General features: G+C 71.9%; 21 protein-coding genes. 7 read left to right on the forward strand and 14 right to left on the reverse strand.

Annotated features, from left to right (window positions below; genetic code table 11):
* Nucleotides 1–272: 272 nt before the first annotated feature.
* Together ACIP5K_RS02940 and ACIP5K_RS02945 are read left to right on the forward strand one after the other, a co-directional pair.
* The gene (locus ACIP5K_RS02940; protein ID WP_401404311.1) at nt 273–1526 is read left to right on the forward strand and encodes a nucleotide sugar dehydrogenase; all 1254 of its coding nucleotides are present in this window, start codon (nt 273–275) and stop codon (nt 1524–1526) included.
* A gap of 61 nt (nt 1527–1587) precedes the next feature.
* Nucleotides 1588–2190, forward strand: a complete 603-nt coding sequence (locus tag ACIP5K_RS02945; protein WP_401404313.1) for a hypothetical protein — start codon at nt 1588–1590, stop codon at nt 2188–2190.
* An 85-nt stretch (nt 2191–2275) separates the two neighbouring features.
* On the opposite strand, the gene ACIP5K_RS02950 is transcribed toward ACIP5K_RS02945, so the two are convergent.
* The 4 genes from ACIP5K_RS02950 to ACIP5K_RS02965 all read right to left on the reverse strand — a co-directional run bounded on the left by ACIP5K_RS02950 (nt 2276) and on the right by ACIP5K_RS02965 (nt 6676).
* Entirely contained in the window at nt 2276–3400 is a 1125-nt protein-coding gene (locus ACIP5K_RS02950; protein WP_401404315.1) for a GuaB3 family IMP dehydrogenase-related protein, read from the reverse strand.
* 105 nt (nt 3401–3505) lie between these two features.
* Nucleotides 3506–5008, reverse strand: coding sequence for an IMP dehydrogenase (gene guaB / locus ACIP5K_RS02955; RefSeq protein WP_401404317.1), 1503 nt, complete (start codon nt 5006–5008; stop codon nt 3506–3508).
* 128 nt (nt 5009–5136) lie between these two features.
* Nucleotides 5137–5724, reverse strand: coding sequence for a sigma-70 family RNA polymerase sigma factor (locus ACIP5K_RS02960; protein WP_351452910.1), 588 nt, complete (start codon nt 5722–5724; stop codon nt 5137–5139).
* 340 nt (nt 5725–6064) lie between these two features.
* On the reverse strand, nt 6065–6676 hold the full coding sequence (locus ACIP5K_RS02965; protein WP_003948568.1) for a response regulator transcription factor: 612 nt from the start codon (nt 6674–6676) through the stop codon (nt 6065–6067).
* 400 nt (nt 6677–7076) lie between these two features.
* On the opposite strand from ACIP5K_RS02965, the gene ACIP5K_RS02970 reads away from it, so the two are divergent.
* Nucleotides 7077–7418 (forward strand): WhiB family transcriptional regulator, encoded by a 342-nt coding sequence (locus ACIP5K_RS02970; RefSeq protein WP_401404319.1) that lies wholly within the window; start codon nt 7077–7079, stop codon nt 7416–7418.
* 48 nt (nt 7419–7466) lie between these two features.
* On the opposite strand, the gene ACIP5K_RS02975 is transcribed toward ACIP5K_RS02970, so the two are convergent.
* Entirely contained in the window at nt 7467–8375 is a 909-nt protein-coding gene (locus ACIP5K_RS02975; protein WP_401404321.1) for a LysR family transcriptional regulator, read from the reverse strand.
* 80 nt (nt 8376–8455) lie between these two features.
* Here ACIP5K_RS02975 and ACIP5K_RS02980 point away from each other — a divergent pair, with 80 nt between their 5' ends.
* Complete coding sequence (locus ACIP5K_RS02980) at nt 8456–9124, forward strand: MOSC domain-containing protein (RefSeq protein ID WP_401404322.1); 669 nt, start codon at nt 8456–8458, stop codon at nt 9122–9124.
* 48 nt (nt 9125–9172) lie between these two features.
* A complete protein-coding gene (locus ACIP5K_RS02985; protein ID WP_401404324.1) occupies nt 9173–9946 on the forward strand; it encodes an SDR family NAD(P)-dependent oxidoreductase in 774 nt (257 codons plus the stop codon).
* A 103-nt stretch (nt 9947–10049) separates the two neighbouring features.
* Here ACIP5K_RS02985 and ACIP5K_RS02990 read toward each other — a convergent pair whose 3' ends face one another.
* The 4 genes from ACIP5K_RS02990 to groES form a co-directional block, all read right to left on the reverse strand.
* Complete coding sequence (locus ACIP5K_RS02990; protein WP_401404326.1) at nt 10050–11327, reverse strand: type II toxin-antitoxin system HipA family toxin; 1278 nt, start codon at nt 11325–11327, stop codon at nt 10050–10052.
* Between the two features lie 44 nt (nt 11328–11371).
* On the reverse strand, nt 11372–13114 hold the full coding sequence (locus tag ACIP5K_RS02995) for a DUF262 domain-containing protein (protein ID WP_401404328.1): 1743 nt from the start codon (nt 13112–13114) through the stop codon (nt 11372–11374).
* A gap of 180 nt (nt 13115–13294) precedes the next feature.
* Nucleotides 13295–14923: a chaperonin GroEL gene (groL, locus tag ACIP5K_RS03000; protein WP_401404330.1), complete on the reverse strand. Its 1629-nt coding sequence runs from the start codon at nt 14921–14923 to the stop codon at nt 13295–13297.
* 153 nt (nt 14924–15076) lie between these two features.
* Complete coding sequence (gene groES, locus ACIP5K_RS03005) at nt 15077–15385, reverse strand: co-chaperone GroES (RefSeq protein WP_039652762.1); 309 nt, start codon at nt 15383–15385, stop codon at nt 15077–15079.
* 361 nt (nt 15386–15746) lie between these two features.
* On the opposite strand from groES, the gene ACIP5K_RS03010 reads away from it, so the two are divergent.
* Nucleotides 15747–16046, forward strand: coding sequence for a hypothetical protein (locus tag ACIP5K_RS03010; RefSeq protein WP_401404332.1), 300 nt, complete (start codon nt 15747–15749; stop codon nt 16044–16046).
* On the opposite strand, the gene ACIP5K_RS03015 is transcribed toward ACIP5K_RS03010, so the two are convergent.
* Nucleotides 16037–16930: a polysaccharide deacetylase family protein gene (locus ACIP5K_RS03015; RefSeq protein WP_401404334.1), complete on the reverse strand. Its 894-nt coding sequence runs from the start codon at nt 16928–16930 to the stop codon at nt 16037–16039. The two genes, ACIP5K_RS03010 and ACIP5K_RS03015, sit on opposite strands and share 10 nt — an antisense overlap.
* Entirely contained in the window at nt 16927–17856 is a 930-nt protein-coding gene (locus ACIP5K_RS03020) for a polysaccharide deacetylase family protein (RefSeq protein WP_401404336.1), read from the reverse strand. The genes ACIP5K_RS03015 and ACIP5K_RS03020 overlap by 4 nt, the downstream gene beginning before the upstream one ends.
* 82 nt (nt 17857–17938) lie before the next feature.
* Between ACIP5K_RS03020 and ACIP5K_RS03025 the strand changes: the two genes are divergently transcribed.
* A complete protein-coding gene (locus ACIP5K_RS03025; RefSeq protein ID WP_401404337.1) occupies nt 17939–19141 on the forward strand; it encodes a methyltransferase domain-containing protein in 1203 nt (400 codons plus the stop codon).
* Here the strand turns inward: ACIP5K_RS03025 and ACIP5K_RS03030 are convergent.
* The 3 genes from ACIP5K_RS03030 to ACIP5K_RS03040 form a co-directional block, all read right to left on the reverse strand.
* Nucleotides 19121–20356, reverse strand: coding sequence for an RNA polymerase sigma factor (locus ACIP5K_RS03030; RefSeq protein WP_401405254.1), 1236 nt, complete (start codon nt 20354–20356; stop codon nt 19121–19123). The genes ACIP5K_RS03025 and ACIP5K_RS03030 overlap by 21 nt on opposite strands.
* 129 nt (nt 20357–20485) lie before the next feature.
* Nucleotides 20486–20842: a YciI family protein gene (locus tag ACIP5K_RS03035; protein WP_401404339.1), complete on the reverse strand. Its 357-nt coding sequence runs from the start codon at nt 20840–20842 to the stop codon at nt 20486–20488.
* A gap of 165 nt (nt 20843–21007) precedes the next feature.
* Nucleotides 21008–22042: an LCP family protein gene (locus ACIP5K_RS03040; protein ID WP_401404341.1), complete on the reverse strand. Its 1035-nt coding sequence runs from the start codon at nt 22040–22042 to the stop codon at nt 21008–21010.
* Nucleotides 22043–22055: the final 13 nt, after the last annotated feature.

Here is a 22055-nt window from a genome sequence, read left to right on the forward strand (position 1 = left end):
CCTCACCGGCTGGTGCTGCGTGGTCCCGGGAGATACCGGCCCGTTCCCGATTCTGACCCTCCTGCCCGATTACGGCCACCAGCAGACCTCAGCCTGTGGACAACCTTCCGCGGGGCCCGCGACATGCCTCGACTCGCGGCGGCGCAATGAGGCATATCGGTCATATTTACTCCTAGTCTGACTGTGCGCTCGCCCGTTCTGTCCACAGGGCTTGCGCTCACGTCCCGCTCCGGCTAACGCCGGTCCGCCTCCCGGGAAGGACGGCCACCGCCATGCCCGCTGACCTCGCCGTCGTCGGCCTCGGCCACCTCGGCCTGCCGCTCGCCCAGGCCGCCGTCGCCGCCAGGATCGCGACCGTCGGCCACGACCCCGCCCGCGCCCGGGACCTGGCCGCCGGCCGGCTCCCCTGCGACGGCGACGCCGCGGCCCTGACCGCCGCCGACGTCCGCCGGATGCTCGCCGCGGGCTTCCGCCCCACCGCGAACCCCGCCGAACTGGCCCGCGTCCGCACCGCGGTCGTCTGCGCCCCTACCCCGCCCGGCGCGGACGGCAGCCCCTCCCTCGCCCCGGTGATCGAGGCGACCCGCACCCTCGCCGCGCACCTGCGCCCGCACACCACGGTGGTCGTCGAGTCCCCGGTGCCGCCGGGCACCACGGAGAACACGCTGCTGCCGCTGCTGGAGGAGGGTTCCGGGCTGCGCGCGGGCCGCGACTTCCACCTGGCCCACGCGCCGGGCCGGATCGACGCCGGCCAGCGCGCCCGCCCCTACTCCGCCACCCCCCGGGTGATCGGCGGCCACACCCCGGCCTGCACGGAGTCGGCGGCCACCTTCTACAGCCGCCTCACCGACAAGGTGGTCCGCGCGCGCGGGCTGCGCGAGGCGGAGACGGTCCACCTCCTGGAGACCAACTACCGGCACGTCAACATCGCCCTGGTCAACGAGATGGCGGTGCTCTGCCACGACCTCGGCGTCGACCTGTGGGACGTCATCCGCTGCGCGGAGACCAAGCCCTTCGGCTTCCAGGCGTTCCGCCCCGGCCCCGGCGTCGGCGGCCACGCGCTCGCCCAGGACCTCACCTCGCCCCACCTGCCCACCCGCCCGCTGCGCCTGGTCGAACTGGCCCGCCAGGTCAACCACCACATGCCGGGATACGTGGTCCAGCGCGCCGCCGCCCTCCTCAACGAGCACGGCAAGTCGGCCCGCGGCGCCCGCGTCCTGCTGCTCGGCGTCACCTACAAGCCGGACCTCGCCGACCGGCAGGGCGCACCGGCCGAGGAGATCGCGACCCGGCTGATGCAGCTCGGCGCCGCCGTCAGCTACCACGACCCCTTCGTCCCGTCCTGGAACGTCCTGGACCGGCCGGTGCCGCGCGCCGACTCCCTCTACGAGGCCGCGGCCGACGCCGACCTGACGATCCTGCTCCAGCACCACCGCACGTACGACCTCCAGGGCCTGTCCGTGAAAGCCCAGTTGCTGCTGGACACCAGGGGTGCGACCCCGGCCGGAGCGGCCCATCGCCTCTGACTGCTACTGTGCGGCCCCTCCGGGCACATACGTGCCCACGTTCACACTCCAGGGGGACCGCATGACCCAGCCGCAGCAGCCACCGCAGCCACAGCCGCAGGACGGGAATCCGTACGCGCAGTCGGCGCCCGCCGCCGGCCAGGCGAAGCAGCCGGGTCACGGCTACCCGCAGCAGCCCGGCCAGCCGCAGCAGCAGTACGCGCCGTTCCCGCAGCAGCAGGCCGGTTCGGGCGGCTTCCCGCCGGCCCGGCCGGTGGGCGGCGGCGGCAACGTGGCGCTCGGCATCGTCGCCGCCGTGGTCGCCGGCCTCGTCCTGGCCTGGGCCTACGGCGCGATCATGAAGGCCACCGACCACGAGATCGGTTACGCGGCCATCGGGGTCGGCTTCGTCGTCGGCCTCGTCGGCGGCAAGGTCGGCGGGCGCAACCCGCTGGTGCCCGTCCTGTGCGCCGCGATCTCGCTCGTCGCCGTGTACCTGGGCCAGATCACCGGCATCGCGATGTACCTCGGCGACATGGCGCACATCTCGTTCCTCACGGCGCTCACCGACCACTTCGGTGACATCAACAGCGCCTGGAAGGAAGCCGCGGACTTCAAGGAGTACGCGTTCATACTGGTCGGCGCCTTCGCCGCGTTCGGGTCGGCCCGGAAGGCCGCTTCCTGACGCATCCGCCACCGCGTGCGCGAAGGGCCGGGCCCCGCCGTCCGATCGGCGGGGCCCGGCCCTTCGTGCGTGTCGTGCGCGCGGGTCAGCGGCGGTGCTGCGAGTCCGCGACCGTGACCTCGACCCGCTGGAACTCCTTGAGCTCGCTGTAGCCGGTGGTCGCCATGGCCCGCTTCAGGGCGCCGAAGAAGTTCATCGACCCGTCGGGGATGTGCGAGGGACCGGTGAGGATCTCCTCCGTCGTGCCGACCGTGCCGAGGTCGACCTTCTTGCCGCGCGGCACGTCCTCGTGGACGGCCTCCATGCCCCAGTGGTGACCGCGGCCGGGCGCGTCCGTGGCGCGGGCCAGCGGCGACCCCATCATCACGGAGTCGGCACCGCAGGCGATGGCCTTCGGCAGGTCGCCGGACCAGCCGACGCCGCCGTCGGCGATGACGTGCACGTAGCGGCCGCCGGACTCGTCCATGTAGTCGCGGCGGGCCGCGGCGACGTCGGCGACGGCGGTCGCCATCGGGACCTGGATGCCCAGCACGTTGCGCGTGGTGTGGGCGGCGCCGCCGCCGAAGCCGACCAGCACACCGGCCGCGCCGGTCCGCATCAGGTGCAGCGCGGCGGTGTACGTGGCGCAGCCGCCGACGATCACCGGGACGTCCAGCTCGTAGATGAACTGCTTCAGGTTCAGCGGCTCGGCGGCGCCGGACACGTGCTCGGCGGAGACCGTGGTCCCGCGGATCACGAAGATGTCGACGCCCGCGTCCACCACGGCCTTGGAGAACTCGGCGGTGCGCTGCGGGGAAAGCGCGGCGGCGGTGACGACGCCGGAGTCGCGCACCTCCTTGATCCGCTGCTTGATCAGCTCGGCCTGGATCGGCGCCGCGTAGATCTCCTGGAGGCGGGCCGTGGCGGCCTCCGGCTGAAGCTCGGCGATCTCGTCGAGCAGCGGCTGCGGGTCCTCGTACCGGGTCCACAGTCCTTCGAGGTTGAGCACGCCGAGGCCGCCCAGCTCACCGATGCGGATCGCGGTCGCCGGGGAGACGACGGAGTCCATGGGCGCTGCCAGGAACGGCAGCTCGAAGCGGTAGGCGTCGATCTGCCAGGCGATCGAGACCTCCTTCGGGTCGCGGGTGCGCCGGCTCGGCACGACGGCGATGTCGTCGAACGCGTACGCACGGCGGCCGCGCTTGCCGCGCCCGATCTCGATCTCAGTCACGATGTGGGGCCTTTCCCTCTTGGTCTGCGTGTCCAGTATCCCCGACACGCGTGAGAGGGGCCGCCCTGGTGATCTCGGGGCGGCCCCTCCTGCGATGACCTGCGATTACTTCCGGCTGTAGTTCGGTGCCTCGACCGTCATCTGGATGTCGTGCGGGTGGCTCTCCTTGAGGCCCGCGGACGTGATGCGCACGAAGCGGCCCTTGGACTCCATCTCGTCGATGGTGGCGGCGCCGACGTAGCCCATGGTCTGGCGCAGACCGCCGACGAGCTGGTGCAGCACGTTGGCCAGCGGACCGCGGTAGGGCACCTGGCCCTCGATGCCCTCGGGCACGAGCTTGTCGTCGGAGGCGACCTCGGCCTGGAAGTAGCGGTCCTTGGAGTAGGACCGGCCCTGGCCGCGGGACTGCATGGCGCCCAGCGAGCCCATGCCGCGGTACGACTTGAACTGCTTGCCGTTGATGAACATCAGCTCGCCCGGCGACTCCTCGCAGCCCGCGAGCAGCGAGCCGAGCATCACCGTGTCGGCGCCGGCGGCGAGCGCCTTGCCGATGTCGCCGGAGTACTGGAGGCCGCCGTCGCCGATGACCGGGACACCGGCCGCGCGGGCCGCGACCGCCGCCTCGTAGATCGCCGTGACCTGCGGGACGCCGATGCCGGCGACGACGCGGGTGGTGCAGATGGAGCCCGGGCCGACGCCCACCTTGACGCCGTCGACACCGGCGTCGATGAGCGCCTGGGCGCCGTCGCGGGTCGCCACGTTGCCGCCGATCACGTCCACGTCCACCGCGGACTTGATCTTGGACATCCAGCTCAGCGCGTTGCTGTTGTGGCCGTGCGAGGTGTCGACGATGAGGAAGTCGGCACCGGCGGCGGCCAGCGCCTGGGCCCGCTCCAGCGCCTCGGGGCTCGCGCCCACGGCGGCGCCGACGAGGAGGCGGCCCTCGGCGTCCTTCGCCGCGTTCGGGTACTGCTCGGCCTTCTTGAAGTCCTTGACGGTGATGAGGCCCTTGAGCACGCCCGCGTCGTCGACCAGCGGCAGCTTCTCGATCTTGTGGCGGCGCAGCAGCTCCATGGCGTCGACGCCGGAGATGCCGACCTTGCCGGTGACCAGCGGCATCGGCGTCATGACCTCGCGGACCTGGCGGCCGCGGTCGTTCTCGAACGCCATGTCGCGGTTGGTGACGATGCCGAGCAGCTTGCCCGCCGGGTCGGTCACCGGGACGCCGGAGATGCGGAACTTCGCGCACAGCGCGTCGGCCTCGGCCAGCGTCGCGTCGGGGTGCACGGTGATCGGGTCGGTGACCATGCCGGACTCGGAGCGCTTCACGAGGTCGACCTGGTTGACCTGGTCCTCGACCGAGAGGTTGCGGTGCAGCACGCCGACGCCGCCCTGGCGGGCCATGGCGATCGCCATGCGGGCCTCGGTCACCTTGTCCATCGCGGCGGACAGCAGCGGGATGTTCACCCGCACGTTGCGCGAGATGCGGGACGAGGTGTCGACCGCGTTCGGGAGGACCTCCGACGCGCCGGGCAGCAGCAGCACGTCGTCGTAGGTCAGCCCGAGAGTCGCGAATTTACCGGGCACGCCTTCGACGTTCGCAGTCATGACACCTTCTCCAAATGGCCTTGATCGGTGCGGGTGTCCATGCTAACGGCCTACGGACGTGTCTCATTCCACGAGCAAGATCATCGGACTTCTTTGTACGTTCCCACGTACCGGGCCCGGGTGGTGTGCTACTGCTCGGCGAGCGCGCGCAGGCGGCTCAGCGCCCGGTGCTGCGCGACGCGCACGGCCCCGGGTGACATGCCCAACATCTGCCCGGTCTCCTCGGCGGTGAGGCCGACGGCGATGCGCAGGAGCAGCAGCTCCCGCTGGTTCTCCGGGAGGTTCGCGAGGAGTTTCTTGGCCCACTCGGCGTCGCTGCTGAGCAGGGCGCGCTCCTCGGGGCCGAGGGAGTCGTCGGGCCGCTCCGGCATCTCGTCGGACGGCACGGCCGTCGAGCCGGGGCCGCGCATCGCCGCGCGCTGGAGGTCGGCGACCTTGTGGGCGGCGATGGCGAAGACGAAGGCCTCGAAGGGCCGGCCGGTGTCCTTGTAGCGCGGCAGCGCGAGCAGGACCGCGACGCAGACTTCCTGGGCGAGGTCCTCGACGAAGTGCCGGGCGTCGCCGGGCAGCCGGGACAGCCGGGTGCGGCAGTACCGGATGGCGAGGGGGTGGACGTGCGCGAGGAGGTCGTGCGTGGCCTGCGCGTCGCCGTCGACCGCGCGGCCGACGAGCGTGCCGATGACCCCCTGCTGGGCCGCTCCCTCGTCGTCGCGCATCGACCCATGGTGCCCTGTCGGGGTGCGGTCCGCGGCATCGCGTCCCTGGTTGTGCACCGAAGCGTTATGGACCGATGCGCCTGCGGCGCCCGAAGCGTTCGGGGCAGGTGCGCTGGAACTCATCTCCTGCGCCCTCCCCTCTCGCTGACCCTGCTCGCCCGATTCGTCGTCCCCGCGGAACTCCACACCACCAAGGATGCGGCATCGCGCGTCAAACGTGGAACGACGTCCCACACCGCGCCCCGCCGAAGGCGCGGAGCCGCGTCCCTGAGCGGCTCCGCCGCGGAGCGCGACCAGCCACGACGAGGCCGCGGCGGCCCGCGACACCCCGAGCGGAGTGTTACCGCACGAGGCCCCATCGGAACCCGAGCGCCACCGCGTGCGCCCGGTCGGACGCACCGAGCTTCTTGAACAGCCGCCGTGCGTGGGTCTTCACGGTGTCCTCGGAGAGGAAGAGCTCGCGCCCGATCTCCGCGTTGGACCGGCCGTGGCTCATGCCCTCCAGCACCTGGATCTCGCGCGCGGTGAGGGTGGGCGCGGCGCCCATCTCGGCCGAGCGCAGCCGGCGCGGGGCGAGCCGCCAGGTCGGGTCCGCGAGGGCCTGGGTCACCGTGGCCCGCAGTTCGGCGCGCGAGGCGTCCTTGTGCAGATAGCCGCGGGCACCGGCGGCGACCGCGAGGGCCACCCCGTCCAGGTCCTCGGCGACGGTGAGCATGATGATGCGCGCACCGGGGTCGGCGGACAGGAGCCGGCGGACCGTCTCGACACCGCCGAGACCCGGCATGCGCACGTCCATCAGAATCAGGTCCGAGCGGTCGGCGCCCCAGCGGCGGAGGACTTCCTCGCCGTTGGCCGCGGTCGTCACGCGCTCGACGCCGGGCACGGTCGCAACCGCGCGGCGCAGCGCCTCTCGGGCGAGCGGGGAGTCGTCACAGACGAGGACGGATGTCATGACCGCCCTCCGCAGCTGATGCGCGTCACCTTGAGCCTCCAGGCTTTGTACGAATCGTCACCTGTGCGGTCGACACTCGGCAAGCCATTCGGACAGATGCCCGAGAGCTTGCTGCTTCAACCGCCTCTGCACTCTCAACGATGGTCACTCGAAAGAGTTACGGGTCAGACGGCCTGGTTCGGCACTCTACGTGAGGGGTCGGACACAAAGCGGGCAGCGCGGCGCGCCCCCGACGTTTCCTCACAAGCAATGCCCCATTTAGCGGCTTTTCTTCCCTTTTGCTGGTGTCTACGCCTAGATTCGCAATGAGTCATATTTTCATCTCCTTAGACAGTAGATGTACGGTCATGGGCACCGTTCCGCGTCACAACGGCTACAACGGCAACAAGGGGACACACCAATGGCAGATTTCTCCCGCCTTCCCGGACCGAACGCAGACCTGTGGGACTGGCAGCTCCTCGCGGCCTGCCGCGGGGTCGACAGCTCGCTCTTCTTCCACCCCGAGGGCGAGCGCGGGGCGGCCCGCAGCGCCCGTGAGACCTCGGCCAAGGAGGTCTGCATGCGGTGCCCGGTCCGGGCGGAGTGCGCTGCTCACGCGCTCCAGGTACGCGAGCCGTACGGCGTGTGGGGCGGGCTCACCGAGGACGAGCGCGAGGAGCTGATGGGGCGCGCCCGCAACCGGCTCGTCACCGCGTCGCCGACGGGCGGCGCGCCGTCCGCGGCCACCGTCTCCCCGCACTGAAGGAACGTTTCTCCATACACGGCCGCACCCGGCGGGGCGCCGCGCCGCTCAGCGCGCGGCGGCCCGGTCGGCGGCGCGCGTCAGGTGGTCCAGGGTCGCGGCGACGGCCGGCACCTGGGCCAGATCGGGCAGGGTGAGCGCGACGATCTCGCGCTGCACGGGCGGCTCGACCGTCACTGTGCGTGCACCCTTGGGCCGAACGGATTCGATGGCCAGTTCGGGCATGACGGCGACGCCGAGCCCGGCGCCGACGAGTCCGATCACCGCCGGGTAGTCGTCCGTCGCGAAGTCGATGCGGGGGGCGAACCCGGCGCCCCGGCACACCTCCACCAGCTGGCGGCGGCAGCGCGGGCAGCCCGCGATCCACGACTCGTCCGCGAACGCGTCGATGGTGACCGAGCCCGCGTCCGCGAGCCGGTGCGCCTCGGGGACCAGGCCCACCAGGCGGTCGGCGAGCAGCGGGCGCACCACGAGGTCGTCCCAGTCCTCCGCGGCCCCGGCGCCCTCGTACCGGAAGGCGAGCGCGACGTCGCAGTCGCCCTCGCGCAGCATCTCCACCGAGCGCGGCGGCTCGGCCTCGACCAGGGAGACCCGGGTGCCGGGGTGCTCGGCGCGCAGGGCGGCGAGCGCCGTCGGGACCAGCGTCGAGCTGCCGCTGGGGAAGGAGACCAGGCGCACCCGGCCCGCGCGCAGCCCGGCGATCGCGGCGACCTCCTCCTCCGCGGCGGTGAGCCCGGCGAGGATGCCCGCCGCGTGCCGGACCAGCGCCTCGCCCGCCTGGGTCAGCCGCATCTCGCGGCCGGTGCGGATCAGCAGCGGGGTGCCGGTGGAGGTCTCCAGCGCCTTCATCTGCTGGCTGACCGCGGGCTGGGTGCAGCCCAGCTCGCGGGCGGCCGCCGAGAAGGAGCCGGTGGCGGCGACGGCACGCAGGACGCGGAGGTGGCGGGCTTCGATCACCCGTCAAGCATAAGCCGACCTTGGGGAATGCGCCGAATAATGCGTGGCGGCTTTGGCACGGGTCCCGTAGCGTGGCGGCCATGAAGCTGCTGTCTCTCAACATCGGGCGCCCCGAGGCCGTCGCGTACACGGACCAGGCCGAGGGCGTCACCGGTATCGGCAAGCGGCCGGTCGAGGGGCCCGTGCGGGTGTCCGCGCCGGGGCCGAAGGGCATCGGCGGCAGCGGTCTGGCCGGGGACGCGGTGTGCGACAGACGCCACCACGGCGGCGACGACCAGGCCGTGTACGCCTACGCGCGCGAGGACCTGGACGCCTGGGAGCGCACCCTGGGCCGGCCGGTCCCCAGCGGCGCCTTCGGGGAGAACCTGACGACCGAGGGCCTGGACATCACCGGCGCGCTGATCGGCGAGCGCTGGCGGATCGGCTCCGAGGTGGTCCTCGAAGTGACGTCCAGCCGGATCCCGTGCCGGACGTTCCAGGGGCATCTCGGCGAGAAGGGCTGGGTCCGGCGGTTCACGCGCGAGGGGGCCGCGGGCGCCTATCTGCGGGTGATCGAGCCGGGCGGGATCCGCGCCGGGGACCCGATCGAGATCGTGCACCGCCCGGACCACGCCGTGACGGTCCGGCTCGCCTTCCGCGCGGCGACCACGGAGCGCTCGCTGCTGCCGGACGTGCTGGCGGCCGGCGAGGCGCTGCACCCGGAGGAGCTGCGGGCCGCGCGGGAGTACGTGGCGAAGTACGGCTCCTGATCCGGCCGGTGATCACCGGCACCACCGGGGCGTCACTAACCTGGGGCCATGACTACGGCACTGATCACCGGATCCACCGCGGGCATCGGCGCCGCGTTCGCCCGGCGCCTGGCCGCCGACGGCCACAACCTGGTCCTCGTCGCGCGCGACACCGAGCGCCTCCAGGACCAGGCGACGGAGCTGCACGACCGGCACGGCATCGAGGCCGAGGTGCTGACCGCCGACCTCGCCACGGACGCGGGCATCGCCGCGGTCGAGAAGCGGCTGGGCGACCGCAAGCACGCGGTCGACCTGCTCGTGAACAACGCGGGGTTCGGCAACAGGGGCAGCTATCTGGACGTCCCCATGGCCGACGAGCTGACCATGCTGAAGGTGCACTGCGAGGCGGTGCTGCGGCTGACGTCGGCGGCGGCCGCCCCGATGCGCGAGCGCGGTCGCGGCGGGGTGGTGAACGTGGCGTCGGTCGCCGCGTTCGTGCCGCGCGGCACGTACGGGGCGTCGAAGGCGTGGGTCGTGCAGTTCACGCAGGGCGCCGCGAAGGATCTGGCGGGCACCGGGGTGCGGCTGATGGCGCTGTGCCCCGGGTTCGTGCGCACCGAGTTCCACGAGCGGGCCGGGATGGGCACCGACAACATCCCGAACTGGATGTGGCTCGACGCGGACAAGCTGGTGTCGGCGGCCCTGACCGACCTGTCCCGCGGCAAGTCGCTGTCGATCCCGGATCCGCGGTACAAGGCGCTGATGGGGGTCGTGAAGGTGACCCCGCGTTCCCTGCTGGGCGGGGTGACGTCGCGGACGGGACGCAAGTACGGGCCGCAGTAGGCGCGGCGGCCAGGTCGGGACGCGGCCGCGCGGTCCCGGGCCGCGGCCCGGCACGGCGCCAGTGATCCGCCGGGGCGGCGCGTCCGCCGGAGCAGGCGGCGTGTCACCCCGCCGGGCGCGTCCGCATCATGCGCCCGCTCGACGTCTTCAGCCAGACCCCGACATCGCGTCCGAGTCCGGCCACGTCGGCCAGGCGTTCCTCGGCTTCGGGCCACCCGGCCAGAGTCCTTTCGACGGTCTCCGCGGCGACGTCCGTCAGCCGCGCCTGGGTGGCACCGAACCGGCGGTCGAGCCTGCTCTCCAGCCGCCGGAAACTCTGCGCCGTCACCGTCTCGAACCGCCTGCTGCCCTGTAGCTTCAGGCCGAGATCCTCCCCCCGCCCCTCGGGCGCGTACGGAACGGTGGAGACCAGGTCGTATGCCGGCGAGAGGCGCGGATTAACCCTGTCCGGATAGATGAGCGACCAGTTCTTGAGGTGTGCGTCGCCATTGCCGATCAGGACCGCGAAAACGATCCTGCGCACGGCCTCACGCAGGTCGTCCACGTGCTGCCCGCGGTAGGCGAGGGCAGCGACCGTCTCGAACGAGGACTGATACTTGTCGATCGGGTAGATGTCCCTGACCTGCGCGAAGTCCTCAATGTGAATGCGAGTGCGAGCCGGGTCGAGCGTCCGGTCGAACCGGCGCACCGCGTAGGCCCACTCCTCCTCGTTCGGCCACATCACCGCGGGCAGACCGATCAGTTCGTCGCGGTGGACGAGGCGGACTTCCGGGACCTCGATTCCGGCGGCGGCTGCCAGACGCATCATGGCGTACTCGTTCTGCGGGACGCACGGATGGCGGACGTCGGGAAATTTGACCAGCCAGTCTCCCAGCTGACCTCCGACGGGAACCGTCAGGCGGTCCCCCTGGCTGAGCATCGAGAACTTCAGGGCGACACCCGCCAGAGAGAACCGCCACGGCGACTCGGCGGGTGCCGACGCGTCCGCCCGTGCGGTGCCGAGCGCGCTCGCCTCGCTCCACTCCCAGTCCTCGTCCGGTCCGGCGGCGGGCACGACCTGCACGCCTCCCGGCAGATCGTGCCCCACCTGTGCGAGGAGTTCCATCTCCCGGTCGAGCGCGACCCCTCGGTCCTGCGCGATCCAATCCCGCAGCGGGCCTTCGGGCAGCAGGTTGGAGAACCAGCGCGGCAGCCGGAGCGCGGCAGCGTACGAGGCGGTCAAGCGCTCCTCGAACCGCAGTCCGAGAACCGGTCGGCGCGGCTCGTCGAGGTAGGACGGACTCAGCACGAATCGCGTGTAGTCCCCGCGCTGGCACAACGTCCCCACCCGCTCACCGTGGAGGAGCACAGCGTGGTAGACCTCAGGCAGGCGAGTACTCATGGCATCCCCGTTCTCCGCACCTTCCCGGTTCGACTATCGGAGCACTATCGGAGCACGTCGTCGTCGAAGGACAACGTCAGGTCCTGCGACTCCTCGTCGTCCAGGTCGAGCGAATCAAGCGTGGGCGTGTCCTCGTAGTCCCATTCGGTCATCCGGGCGAGGAAGTCCGTGAGGTTCGTGCGGATGAGCTGCTGGCGGGCCTTGAGGAAGTTCACCCGATTCGCCTGGTCGAGAGCGGCCAGAGCCCGTTCGTCGATCAGGTGGGACGTCAGGACACTCTGCCACACGCCCTCGTCCGTACCTCTCTTCAACTTGGCCAGAGAGCCGGTCAGTTCCGACATGGGGTCTCCGCCGAACGGCAGGAACAGTCGGTTCGCCGCCCACAGGCGCATCCCCTTCTCTTCCTGCGACGTCAGGCGGGGAAAGACGTAGGGCGTGGCGTTCGCGGGAGTCTGGTCGTCGGCCAGCAGGCTGAACAGGTCCTGGAGGTCGGCCGGCTCGCCCGTCTCGAGGGAGCGCGGACCCAGGGCCCACCACGCGCTCAGGACGATCTTCGCCGTGGCCTCGTTGGTCCGGAACCGGTCGGGGTTCGGACCGGCCCGCACGGCACCTTCCATGGTGTCGAGCAGCGCCTTGACCGACCCCTCCTCGTCCCCGCTGTGGATCCGGTTGCCGAGGGTGCGGCTGAACTGGGTGAAGCTTCCCTTGAAGACCGAGGGTCCGGCGATGGAAAGGCGCCAGAAGAGGCGCCGGAGCAGCCGGAGGGTGTTGTGTCCCGGCTGCGGGAACAGAGCGAAGAACCGGGTGAGCACGACGAGTTGGGCACGGTAGGGCAGCAGCGCGATGTGCGGCACCCCGGCCTCCTCGATGAGGAAGGTGACGGCCCTGACCAGCGCCTCCTCGGCCTCCCGGTAGGCGGTCCCCTCGTCCTCCCCGGGGAAGTCCATGGTGCGCCGCAGGGTCTCGGAGAACTCGTCCCGGATGTCGCGCATCGGGTCCGGACCGCGCCGCGCCAGGAAGGAGGCCAGCACCGTGTTGACGTCGATCGTTCCGAACAGGGTCTGCGTCGCCACATTGTCGGAGATCCGCGCGAAGTTCAGTCGGTCGTCGACCTCCTCCTCCGCTCCGGAGTTGAGGGCGGAGAAGATCTCGGCACGGTTGAGGCGCCGCCCGAAATTGTTCATCCGGTCGAAGATGTCCGTCAGGATCGACAGGTCGTCCTGCTTCACCAAGTACGCGGGAACCTTGTACTGGCGGATTTTGGTCGAGATCTCCTCGGCGATCTCGTAGTACTGCTCGACATCCGGCCCCTGCTTACGGAACCAGGTGAGCAGACGCCGGCCGTCGAACAGGGTGGACGCATTGATGTGATGCGGCTCATTTCCCTGTCGCGGCCGCTCGATGAACTTCTCGGCCGCCAGGTCGAAGACCACCGTGAAGGGGTCGTGCACATTCCCCTCGGGGCTCAGCGCATTGGCAAGGCTCGTCAACCGCTGCTGGCCGTCCACCACCCACAGCGCCTCGTCGTGCGCGGGGGCATTGATACGGAGCTTGCTGAGCGTGATGGTGGCTTCCGGCGACTTCCTGACCCACAACAGCAGGTTGCCGATCGGGTAGCCCTTGACGATGCTGTCGAAGAGCCGGAGTACGTCCTTGACCTGCCACCGGAAGTCCCGCTGGAAATGCGGAACTCGAATCCGCCCCTCTTGCGCCCATGGAACGATCTGACCCAGTTCATAGGTGGTGGCGCTCGGCTGAGTGGTCAGTCCCGGGGTGGTCTCGGACATGGGCAGCTCCAGAGGAATCAGAGTCAGCTCTGCTGACGGCTCCCCCAGTGTGACATTCGAACGATCCGCACTGCCGGGAATATGCTCAGCCGGGTCGATCTCCGCGCGCTCGTGCGCACACGCCGTGGGCCCGGCCCCCGGAAGAGGGGGCCGGGCCCACGGCGCGTACCGGAAGCGGTGTCAGTGCGAGTGACCGTGGCTGTGGCCGTGGCCGGCGTCGGCCTCGTCCTCGGCCGGCTTCTCGACGACCAGCGTCTCGGTGGTGAGCAGCAGCGACGCGATCGACGCGGCGTTCTCCAGCGCGGAGCGCGTCACCTTGACCGGGTCGATGACGCCGGCCTTGACCAGGTCGCCGTACTCGCCGGTCGCGGCGTTGTAGCCCTGGCCCTTCTCGAGCTCCTTGACCTTGGAGACGATGACGTAGCCCTCCTGGCCGGCGTTCTCACCGATCCAGCGGAGCGGCTCGACGACGGCGTTGCGGACGACGGAGACGCCGGTGGCCTCGTCGCCCTCCTTGCCGAGGGAGCCCTCCAGGACCTTGGAGGCGTGCACCAGGGCGGAGCCACCACCGGAGACGATGCCCTCCTCGACCGCGGCGCGGGTCGCGGAGATGGCGTCCTCCAGACGGTGCTTCTTCTCCTTGAGCTCGACCTCGGTCGCGGCACCGACCTTGATCACGCAGACGCCGCCGGCGAGCTTCGCGAGGCGCTCCTGGAGCTTCTCGCGGTCCCAGTCGGAGTCCGTGTTCTCGATCTCGGCCTTGATCTGGTTGACGCGGCCGTCGACGTCGGCCTTGTTGCCGCCACCGTCGACGATCGTGGTGTCGTCCTTGGTGATGGTCACGCGGCGCGCGGAGCCGAGGATGTCCAGACCGGCCTGGTCGAGCTTGAGGCCGACCTCCTCGGCGATGACGGTGGCACCGGTGAGGGTGGCCATGTCCTGGAGCATCGCCTTGCGGCGGTCGCCGAAGCCGGGGGCCTTGACGGCGACGGCGTTGAACGTGCCGCGGATCTTGTTCACGACCAGGGTCGACAGGGCCTCGCCCTCGACGTCCTCGGCGATGATCAGGAGGGGCTTCGAGCCGCCCGCCTGGATGACCTTCTCCAGGAGCGGGAGCAGGTCCTGGATGGACCCGATCTTGCCCTGGTGGATCAGGATGTACGGGTCGTCGAGGACGGCCTCCATCCGCTCCTGGTCGGTGACGAAGTACGGGGACAGGTAGCCCTTGTCGAAGGCCATGCCCTCGGTGAAGTCCAGCTCAAGACCGAAGGTGTTGGACTCCTCGACGGTGATGACACCGTCCTTGCCGACCTTGTCCATCGCCTCGGCGATCAGCTCGCCGACCTGCGAGTCCTGGGCGGAGAGACCGGCGACGGCCGCGATGTCGGACTTCTCGTCGATCGGACGCGCCGTGGCGAGCAGGTCCTCGGAGACGGCCTTGACGGCGGCGTCGATGCCCTTCTTCAGGGCGGCCGGGGAGGCGCCGGCGGCGACGTTGCGCAGGCCCTCGCGGACCAGGGCCTGGGCCAGGACGGTGGCGGTGGTGGTGCCGTCGCCCGCGATGTCGTTGGTCTTGGTCGCCACCTCCTTCACCAGCTGGGCGCCGAGGTTCTCGTACGGGTCCTCGATCTCGACCTCACGGGCGATCGTGACACCGTCGTTGGTGATGGTGGGGGCGCCGAACTTCTTGTCGATGACGACGTTGCGGCCGCGGGGGCCGATCGTCACCTTCACCGTGTCGGCCAGCTTGTTGACGCCGCGCTCAAGGGCGCGACGGGCGTCCTCGTCGAACTTCAGGATCTTCGCCATGGGAGCGTTTCAGCCCTCTCGGAAAACTAGGGTGAAGCTTGGTGTGAAAAACGAACCGCGCCCCTGACCCCGGCTGATGTGAATCGCGGGTGCCAGGGGCGCGGGTCGAAGCAGAACGATGTCGCTTCGGTGAAGCAGGTAATCCGGAGTGGATTACTTCTCGATGATCGCGAGCACGTCGCGGGCCGAGAGGACGAGGTACTCCTCGCCGTTGTACTTCACCTCGGTGCCGCCGTACTTGCTGTACAGAACGACGTCGCCGACCTTGACGTCGAGCGGCAGGCGCTCGCCGTTCTCGAAACGGCCCGGGCCCACGGCGAGGACGGCGCCCTCCTGGGGCTTCTCCTTCGCGGTGTCCGGAATGACCAGGCCTGAGGCCGTGGTCTGCTCGGCGTCGAGCGGCTGGACCACAATGCGGTCCTCGAGCGGCTTGATGGCAACCTTGGAGCTGGCGGTCGTCACGATCCGACCTCCCCCTTCGGAGATCTCACGGGGTTAACTGTCTGAGGTGGCGACCAGGTGGATCCGTCGTCGCGGGTGCCGGACCTGCCCGTCGCTATTGGCACTCTCCTACGGGGAGTGCCAGAAGCGAGACTATGACCGCGATTAGCACTCGGTCAAGCGGACTGCTAATCACGCCCTCCGCGCGGCGCCGTTCGCACCCCGCCGCGAGCCCGCCCCGAGGGCCTTCCGGCGGCTTCCGGCGGGCCACGGATCGGTCTCGGTCGGGGAACGTGCGGGCGGAGCCCACGGTTCCGTACGAGAGTCCTGCCGTGGCCGCTGCGCACCGGCGGTCCACCGGTGCCCGAAGGAGGCGCGTGGCGTGGAGCGGCCGGACGAGGACGTGTTCGCGGCGGGCTGCCTGGTCGCCCTGGTGCTGGCCCTGGAGGCCGCCTGCACGGCCCTCGTGGGGTTCACGCTGGTGCTGCGGGGCCTGGGCGGCCCGGCGGCCGGGGCCGACCGGACCGAGGTGTGGTGCTGGGGCGGCGGCGCGGTGGCGGCCCTGGCCTTCGGGGTGTTGTTCCTGTGGCTGCGGCGGCCCTGGGCCGGATCCGCGCAGGTGGTCGCGGCGCTGGGGGCGGCGACCCTGGCGGTCGCCGCCTGGCAGCGGGGTCAGACGTAGTCCTCCAGGCGGGCCACCGTGAAGCCCTGCGCCTGGATGCGGCGGAGCATCCGCGAGGTCATCTCCGTCAGGGACGTGCCCTTCAGCTCGGCGGGCCCCCGGAAGTGGGCCAGCACGATGTCGCCGGGGCGCAGCCGGTCGCCGTCGGCGTAGCGGAGGTCGTCGATCCGCATCGAGGCCCGCCACAGCACGATCGCGTCGATGCCGCAGGCGCCGGCCGCCCGCAGGGTGACCGCGTCGTAGTCGCCGTAGGGCGGGCGGAACAGGCGCGGGGCCGCGCCGAAGCGGGACTTCAGCCGGGCCTGCTGGCCGCAGATCTCGGCGTGCTGGTCGACGTAGCCCCGGCCGGGCAGGAACGGATGGGTCAGGGTGTGGTTCTCCACCTGGGCGCCCAGCCGCCGCAGCCGGCCGAAGTGGTCGTGGCCGGTGCCCGCGGCCCCGTCGGCGAGGAACATCGAGATCGGCAGCCGCAGGTCGCGGACCATGTCGACGAACCGGGGGTCGCGCTCGGTGCCGTCGTCGAAGGTCAGGAAGACGACCTTGTCGCGGGTGCGGACGTGGTCGATGACCGGCGGCACCGCGCCGGGCGCGCGGGCCGCGAGCACCCGGTGCGGCCGGGGCGCCGGGGCCAGCGGGGCCGCCAGCCCCCAGCGGCGGTGGGCGTCCGCGACCGGGGCGGGGGCGGCTGCGGGGGCGGCCGCGGGGGCGCCGGCCGCCGGGGGCGGATCGGGCCTGCGGACCTTCTGCGCCGCCTTGCGGCCCATCCGCTCGATCGGGTCGACGGACTGGGCGCACCCGGTGAGCAGCGCGGCGGCCAGCGCGCAGGCGATCGCCGCCCGCGCCGCCGGCCGCCGGTGACCGCCCCCCGCCCGTGGAGCTGTCACAGGTAGTCCTCCAGGCGTGCCACCGCGTACCCCTTGGCGGTGACGTACTTCATGAACATTCGGATCATGTCGGGCATCGTGCCCTTCCAGTCCTCGCGTCCCCGGAAATGCGTGAGGACGATGTCGCCCGGATGGATGTCGCGGTCCCATTCGCGATAGTCCATTCGGTCCACGAAGACCTCGGCGTTCCAGATCGGCGCGTATTTCACCCCGCAGGACTTGGCCGCCTTCAGCGTGTCCTGGTTGTAGTTGCCGTAGGGCGGGCGGAAGAGGACCGGGCGCTTTCCGTAGCGCTTCTCGATGACGTCCTGCATGCCGCAGATCTCGCGCTTCTGTCCCGCGTAGGTCAGACCCGGCAGGTAGGGGTGGGTCAGCGTGTGGTTGTTCAGGCCGGTCCCGGCCCGCTGCATCGCCGTGAAGTAGCCGTAGTCCTCCTTGGCGAGGTAGTCGCTGAGGAAGGCGGTGTACGGGATCCTCAGCTCGCTCATCATCTTCACGAAGGCCGGGTCCTTCTCGGCGCCGTCGTCGATGGTGAGGAAGACGATCTTCTTCTTGGTGGGGATCGTCGTGAAGACGGGCGGCAGACCGAGTTCCCGCTGGCCGTCGACCTCGAAGCCCTCGCGCGGTGCGATGTGCGGCTTGTGCGCGGGCGGGGCCGGCGCGGTGAGCGGCGGCGCGGCCAGCCGCCAGCGCTTCGCCGCCGCGACGACGCGGGCGCGTTCGGCCTTGAGGCGGGTGGCGTACGAGTCGAGGGCCCGGGCCGGCGGCGCCTTGAGGGGCTGCTGGCCGGGGGCCGGGCGCACGGCCGGCTCGCCGCCGCCGGCGGCGCACCCGGAGACGAGGGCGCAGGCGGCCAGGACGGCGGCCGAGAGCCGTCGCGCCGTCCGTCTTCCCCCGTATTCTTCTTTTTGTCGTACTAGTTGCATGGCGCCGGATCCTTGCAGCTCACGGCGGTGGTCAGGGGCCGACACCGCCGCCGGACGCACACCATCCACCGACTGGCCCACAATGGACCGGGTGAACGACCCCGCTTCTTTCGCCGCCCTCCTGACCCCCGCCGGACAGGCCCTGCTCGACGCCCTGCGCGACCACGACCCGGCCCGGGAACTCGCCCTCGCCACCCGGCTGCGCCGCGAGCACCCGGCGGACCTGGTGTCGGCCGCGCTCGCCCAGGCCCGGCTGCGGCAGCGGGCGGCGGCGAAGTTCGGGGCGCGGGACGCGGCCCGGATGTACTTCACGGCGCCCGGCGTCGAGCAGGCGACCCGGACCAGCGTGGCCGAGTACCGCGCGCGGGCCCTCGCCGACCTGGGCGTGCGCTCCGTCGCCGACCTGTGCTGCGGCATCGGCGGCGACGCGATCGCGCTGGCCCGCGCCGGGATCTCCGTCCTCGCCGTCGACCGCTCCCCGCTGACCTGCGCCGTCGCCCGGGCCAACGCCGAGGCGCTGGGCCTCGCCGAGCTGATCGAGGTGCGCGAGGCGGATGTCACGGAGGTGGCGACGGCGGGGTACGACGCGGTCTTCGTCGACCCCGCGCGCCGGGGCGGCCGCGGCCGGATCTTCGACCCCGAGGCCTACTCCCCTCCCCTGTCCTGGGCCGTCGCCGCCGCGCTGAAGGCGCCCCGGGCGGCACTGAAGATCGCGCCCGGCATCCCGCACGAGGCGATCCCGCGCGAGGCCGACGCGGAGTGGATCTCGGACGGGGGCGACGTGAAGGAGGCCGTGCTGTGGTTCGGCACCGCGCCCGGCAGGACGCGGGCCACCCTGCTGCCGGGGCCGCGCGCGCTGACCGGCCGCGGGCTGCCCGACCCCGCGGTGCGGCCGGTAGGGCGCTATCTGTACGAGCCCGACGGCGCCGTCATCCGGGCGCACCTGGTCGCCGAGGTGGCCGAACAGGTGGCCGGCGGCCTCCTCGACGAGACCATCGCGTACGTGACGGCGGACGACCTGCGGGCGACGCCGTACGCCACGGCCTACGAGATCACCGACCGGCTGCCGTTCAACGTGAAGAAGCTGAAGGCGCTGCTGCGCGAGCGCGGCGTCGGGGTGCTCACCGTGAAGAAGCGCGGGTCGGCCGTGGAGCCGGAGGAGCTGCGGCGCAAGGTGATGCCGAAGCCGTACGGCAAGGCGTCCGCGACGGTGTTCCTGACCCGGGTGGCGGGGGCGCCGACCATGCTGGTGGGGGCGCCGTGCTCAGGGCCCGCCGGGGCCTGAGGCGCGGGCGCGCAGGTAGGCCCGTTCGCGCTCGTTGCGGGTGAGGTCCGCCGCCCGGGCGAACTCCGCGCGGGCCTCCGCCGTCCTGCCGAGCCGCTCCAGCAGGTCCCCGCGCACGCTCGGCAGCAGGTGGTAGGCGCGCAGGGCGGGTGCGTCCGCCACGGCGTCCACGAGCGCGAGCCCCGCCGCCGGGCCCTCGGCCATGGACACGGCGACGGCCCGGTTCAGTTCGATCACCGGCGACGGGGTGCGGGCGGCGAGCAGCCCGTACAGGGTGGCGATGCGCGGCCAGTCGGTGTCCTGGTACCGGTGGGCGCGGGCGTGGCAGGCGGCGATCGCGGCCTGGAGGACGTACGGGCCGGGGCCGCCCACCGGCAGGGCCGTCTCCGCGCGGGCCAGGGCGGTGAAGCCGCGGCGGATCAGGAGCCGGTTCCAGCGGCCGCGGTGCTGGTCCTTCAGCAGGACGGGCGCGCCGTCGGGGGTCGTGCGGGCGGCGGTGCGCGACGCCTGGAGTTCGAGCAGCGCCGCCAGGCCGTGCACCTCGGGCTCCTTCGGCATCAGCGCCTGGAGGACGCGGGCCAGGCGCAGCGCGTCCTCGCACAGCCCGGGGCGGAGGTGGTCGGCGCCCGCCGTGGCCGCGTACCCCTCGTTGAAGATCAGGTAGATGACTTCGAGGACCGAGCCGAGGCGGGCCTCGCGGTCCGGTCCGCCGGGCACCTCGAAGGCGACGCCGCTGGTGGCGAGGGTGCGTTTGGCGCGCACGACGCGCTGGGCGACGGTCGCCTCGGGGGCGAGCACGGCGCGGGCGATCTCGGCGGTGGTCAGGCCGCCGAGCAGCCGCAGGGTGAGCGCGACGCGGGCCTCGGCGGAGAGCACCGGGTGACAGCTCATGAAGACGAGCCGCAGCAGGTCGTCGTCGATGTCGTCGGGGTCCGGGTCCGCCTCCCGCTCGTGGGCGGACGCGGCCCCGCGCCCGACCTCCTCCAGCTTGCGCGCGTAGGTCTCCCGCCGGCGCACCAGGTCGACGGCGCGCCGCCGGGCGGCCACGGTCAGCCAGGCCCCCGGACGGTCGGGGACCCCCGAGCGCGGCCAGCTCTCCAGCGCGGCGACCAGCGCGTCCTGCGCCAGTTCCTCGGCGATCCCGACGTCGCGCACGATCCGGGTGACCGCGGCGATGATCCGCGCCGCCTCCATCCGGAAGACGGTCTCGACCATCGCCGCCACCTCGGCCGGGGCGGGTCCGGCGGCGCCCGCGCCGCCGTCCCCGCCACCGTGCCCCGTGCTGTCGCTTCGCTCTGTCACGGGCCACCATCAGACACCCGGGAGCGGCCCGGGCCAAGGGGCTCAGCCCTCGGCGAGCTCGCGGACCTCGCAGGTGACGGTCCAGAAGTCCTCGTGGACCTGGAGGAACCGCTTGGTCCACTCGACCGCCTCGGCCAGGTCCTTGCACTGCATCAGGGCGTAGCCGCCGACGACCTCCTTGGACTCGGTGAACGGGCCGTCGGTGACGGAGGAGCGGCCGCCCTCCCAGTGCACCCGCTTGCCCTGCTCGGGCGGCAGCAGGCCGGCGGTGTCGAGCATGACCCCCGCCTTGGTCATCTCCTCCAGCAGTTCCCCCATCCGCCGTTCCAGCTCGGGGCTGGGGCCCTCGGCGGGCGCGGTGCTCGCGTCGACGCGGATGAGTGAGATGTAGCGCGGCATGACGACTCCTCGGGTGCGGTGGCGCCGGTCCGTACCGGCGCCTTCCTCCGTACGTCGAACGGGCCGGGCCCGGATCGACACACCCGCGGATCTTTCCGCGAGAATTCTCCGGCCCGGGCCCGGGGCGGTTCCCAGGGCGGGGCGGCCGGGCTGTCCCGGGCTCCGTCAGCGCAGGGATTCCCAGAGTTTCTCGGCCTCCGGTTCGTCGGCCACCACCCGGTTGCGGTCGGACGGGGCGGGCACCACCGGCATCATCACGGTCCGCACGGCGTCGCCGGACAGGTCCTGGAGGCTGCGGGCCAGGTCCGACAGCTTGGTCAGCGAGTCGAGGCCGGTGTCCGTGGTGAGGGCGCCGGTCGCCGCGTCGGCGACCCGGTAGAGGCGGGCCGGGCTGGTGAGCAGTCCGGAGCCGGACACCTGGTCCGCCAGCGCCTTCACCAACTGCTGCTGGAGCCTGATGCGGCCCAGGTCGCTGCCGTCGCCGACCCCGTGCCGGGTGCGGGCGAAGGCGAGGGCGGTCCTGCCGTCGAGGTGGTGCGGCCCGGCCCGGAGATGGAGTTGGCTCAGCTCGTCGTCGATGTCCTCGTCGGTGGTGACGTCGACCCCGCCGAGCGCGTCGATGAGCCGGGCGAAGCCGGCGAAGTCGACCTCCAGGTAGTGGTCCATGCGCACGCCGGTCAGGGTCTCGACGGTCTTCACCGCGCAGACCGGGCCGCCCAGCGCGTAGGCGCTGTTGAACATGGCGCCGTACGCGGGCGCGCTGGTCCCGCCGGACTCCGTCGGGCAGGACGGACGCTCCACGAGGGTGTCGCGCGGGATGCTGACGACGGTCGCCTCCGAGCGGTCGGCGTTCAGGTGCAGGACCATCGCGGTGTCGGACCGGGCACCGCCGCTGTCGCCGCCGCCGAGCTTCTTGTTCTCCTTGCCGGAGCGCGAGTCGGAGCCGAGGACGAGGAGGTTCAGGACGCCCTTCTCGACCGGCGGGGCCGGCGAGGCGGACGGCGCGGGCGAGGGGTCGGCCGCGTCGGCGCGGGCGGGGCGGTCGTCCCCGAGCGCCCCGTCGATGTCGACGCTGTGGATGTTGCGGTTCAGGTGCCAGTACGCCCAGCCGGCACCACCGCCGCCGAGGACGAGGGCGCAGCCGAGCACCACGCCGGCAGCCTTCACCGCACGCCCACGGAACCGTTTCTTCTCTGTCACCCGGGGAACGTAA

The sequence above is a fragment of the Streptomyces sp. NPDC088785 genome (genome assembly GCF_044750685.1).
Taxonomy (GTDB): Bacteria; Actinomycetota; Actinomycetes; order Streptomycetales; family Streptomycetaceae; genus Streptomyces.

What these genes read in the sequence shown, in the direction of transcription:
- ACIP5K_RS02940 (WP_401404311.1), top strand. Translation starts at nt 273, where the DNA reads ATGCCCGCTGACCTCGCCGTCGTCGGCCTCGGCCACCTCGGCCTGCCG.
- ACIP5K_RS02945 (WP_401404313.1), top strand. Translation starts at nt 1,588, where the DNA reads ATGACCCAGCCGCAGCAGCCACCGCAGCCACAGCCGCAGGACGGGAAT.
- guaB (WP_401404317.1), bottom strand. Translation starts at nt 5,008, where the DNA reads ATGACTGCGAACGTCGAAGGCGTGCCCGGTAAATTCGCGACTCTCGGG.
- ACIP5K_RS02960 (WP_351452910.1), bottom strand. Translation starts at nt 5,724, where the DNA reads ATGCGCGACGACGAGGGAGCGGCCCAGCAGGGGGTCATCGGCACGCTC.
- ACIP5K_RS02965 (WP_003948568.1), bottom strand. Translation starts at nt 6,676, where the DNA reads ATGACATCCGTCCTCGTCTGTGACGACTCCCCGCTCGCCCGAGAGGCG.
- ACIP5K_RS02970 (WP_401404319.1), top strand. Translation starts at nt 7,077, where the DNA reads ATGGCAGATTTCTCCCGCCTTCCCGGACCGAACGCAGACCTGTGGGAC.
- ACIP5K_RS02980 (WP_401404322.1), top strand. Translation starts at nt 8,456, where the DNA reads ATGAAGCTGCTGTCTCTCAACATCGGGCGCCCCGAGGCCGTCGCGTAC.
- ACIP5K_RS02985 (WP_401404324.1), top strand. Translation starts at nt 9,173, where the DNA reads ATGACTACGGCACTGATCACCGGATCCACCGCGGGCATCGGCGCCGCG.
- ACIP5K_RS02990 (WP_401404326.1), bottom strand. Translation starts at nt 11,327, where the DNA reads ATGAGTACTCGCCTGCCTGAGGTCTACCACGCTGTGCTCCTCCACGGT.
- ACIP5K_RS02995 (WP_401404328.1), bottom strand. Translation starts at nt 13,114, where the DNA reads ATGTCCGAGACCACCCCGGGACTGACCACTCAGCCGAGCGCCACCACC.
- groL (WP_401404330.1), bottom strand. Translation starts at nt 14,923, where the DNA reads ATGGCGAAGATCCTGAAGTTCGACGAGGACGCCCGTCGCGCCCTTGAG.
- ACIP5K_RS03020 (WP_401404336.1), bottom strand. Translation starts at nt 17,856, where the DNA reads ATGCAACTAGTACGACAAAAAGAAGAATACGGGGGAAGACGGACGGCG.
- ACIP5K_RS03025 (WP_401404337.1), top strand. Translation starts at nt 17,939, where the DNA reads ATGGACCGGGTGAACGACCCCGCTTCTTTCGCCGCCCTCCTGACCCCC.
- ACIP5K_RS03030 (WP_401405254.1), bottom strand. Translation starts at nt 20,356, where the DNA reads ATGGTCGAGACCGTCTTCCGGATGGAGGCGGCGCGGATCATCGCCGCG.
- ACIP5K_RS03035 (WP_401404339.1), bottom strand. Translation starts at nt 20,842, where the DNA reads ATGCCGCGCTACATCTCACTCATCCGCGTCGACGCGAGCACCGCGCCC.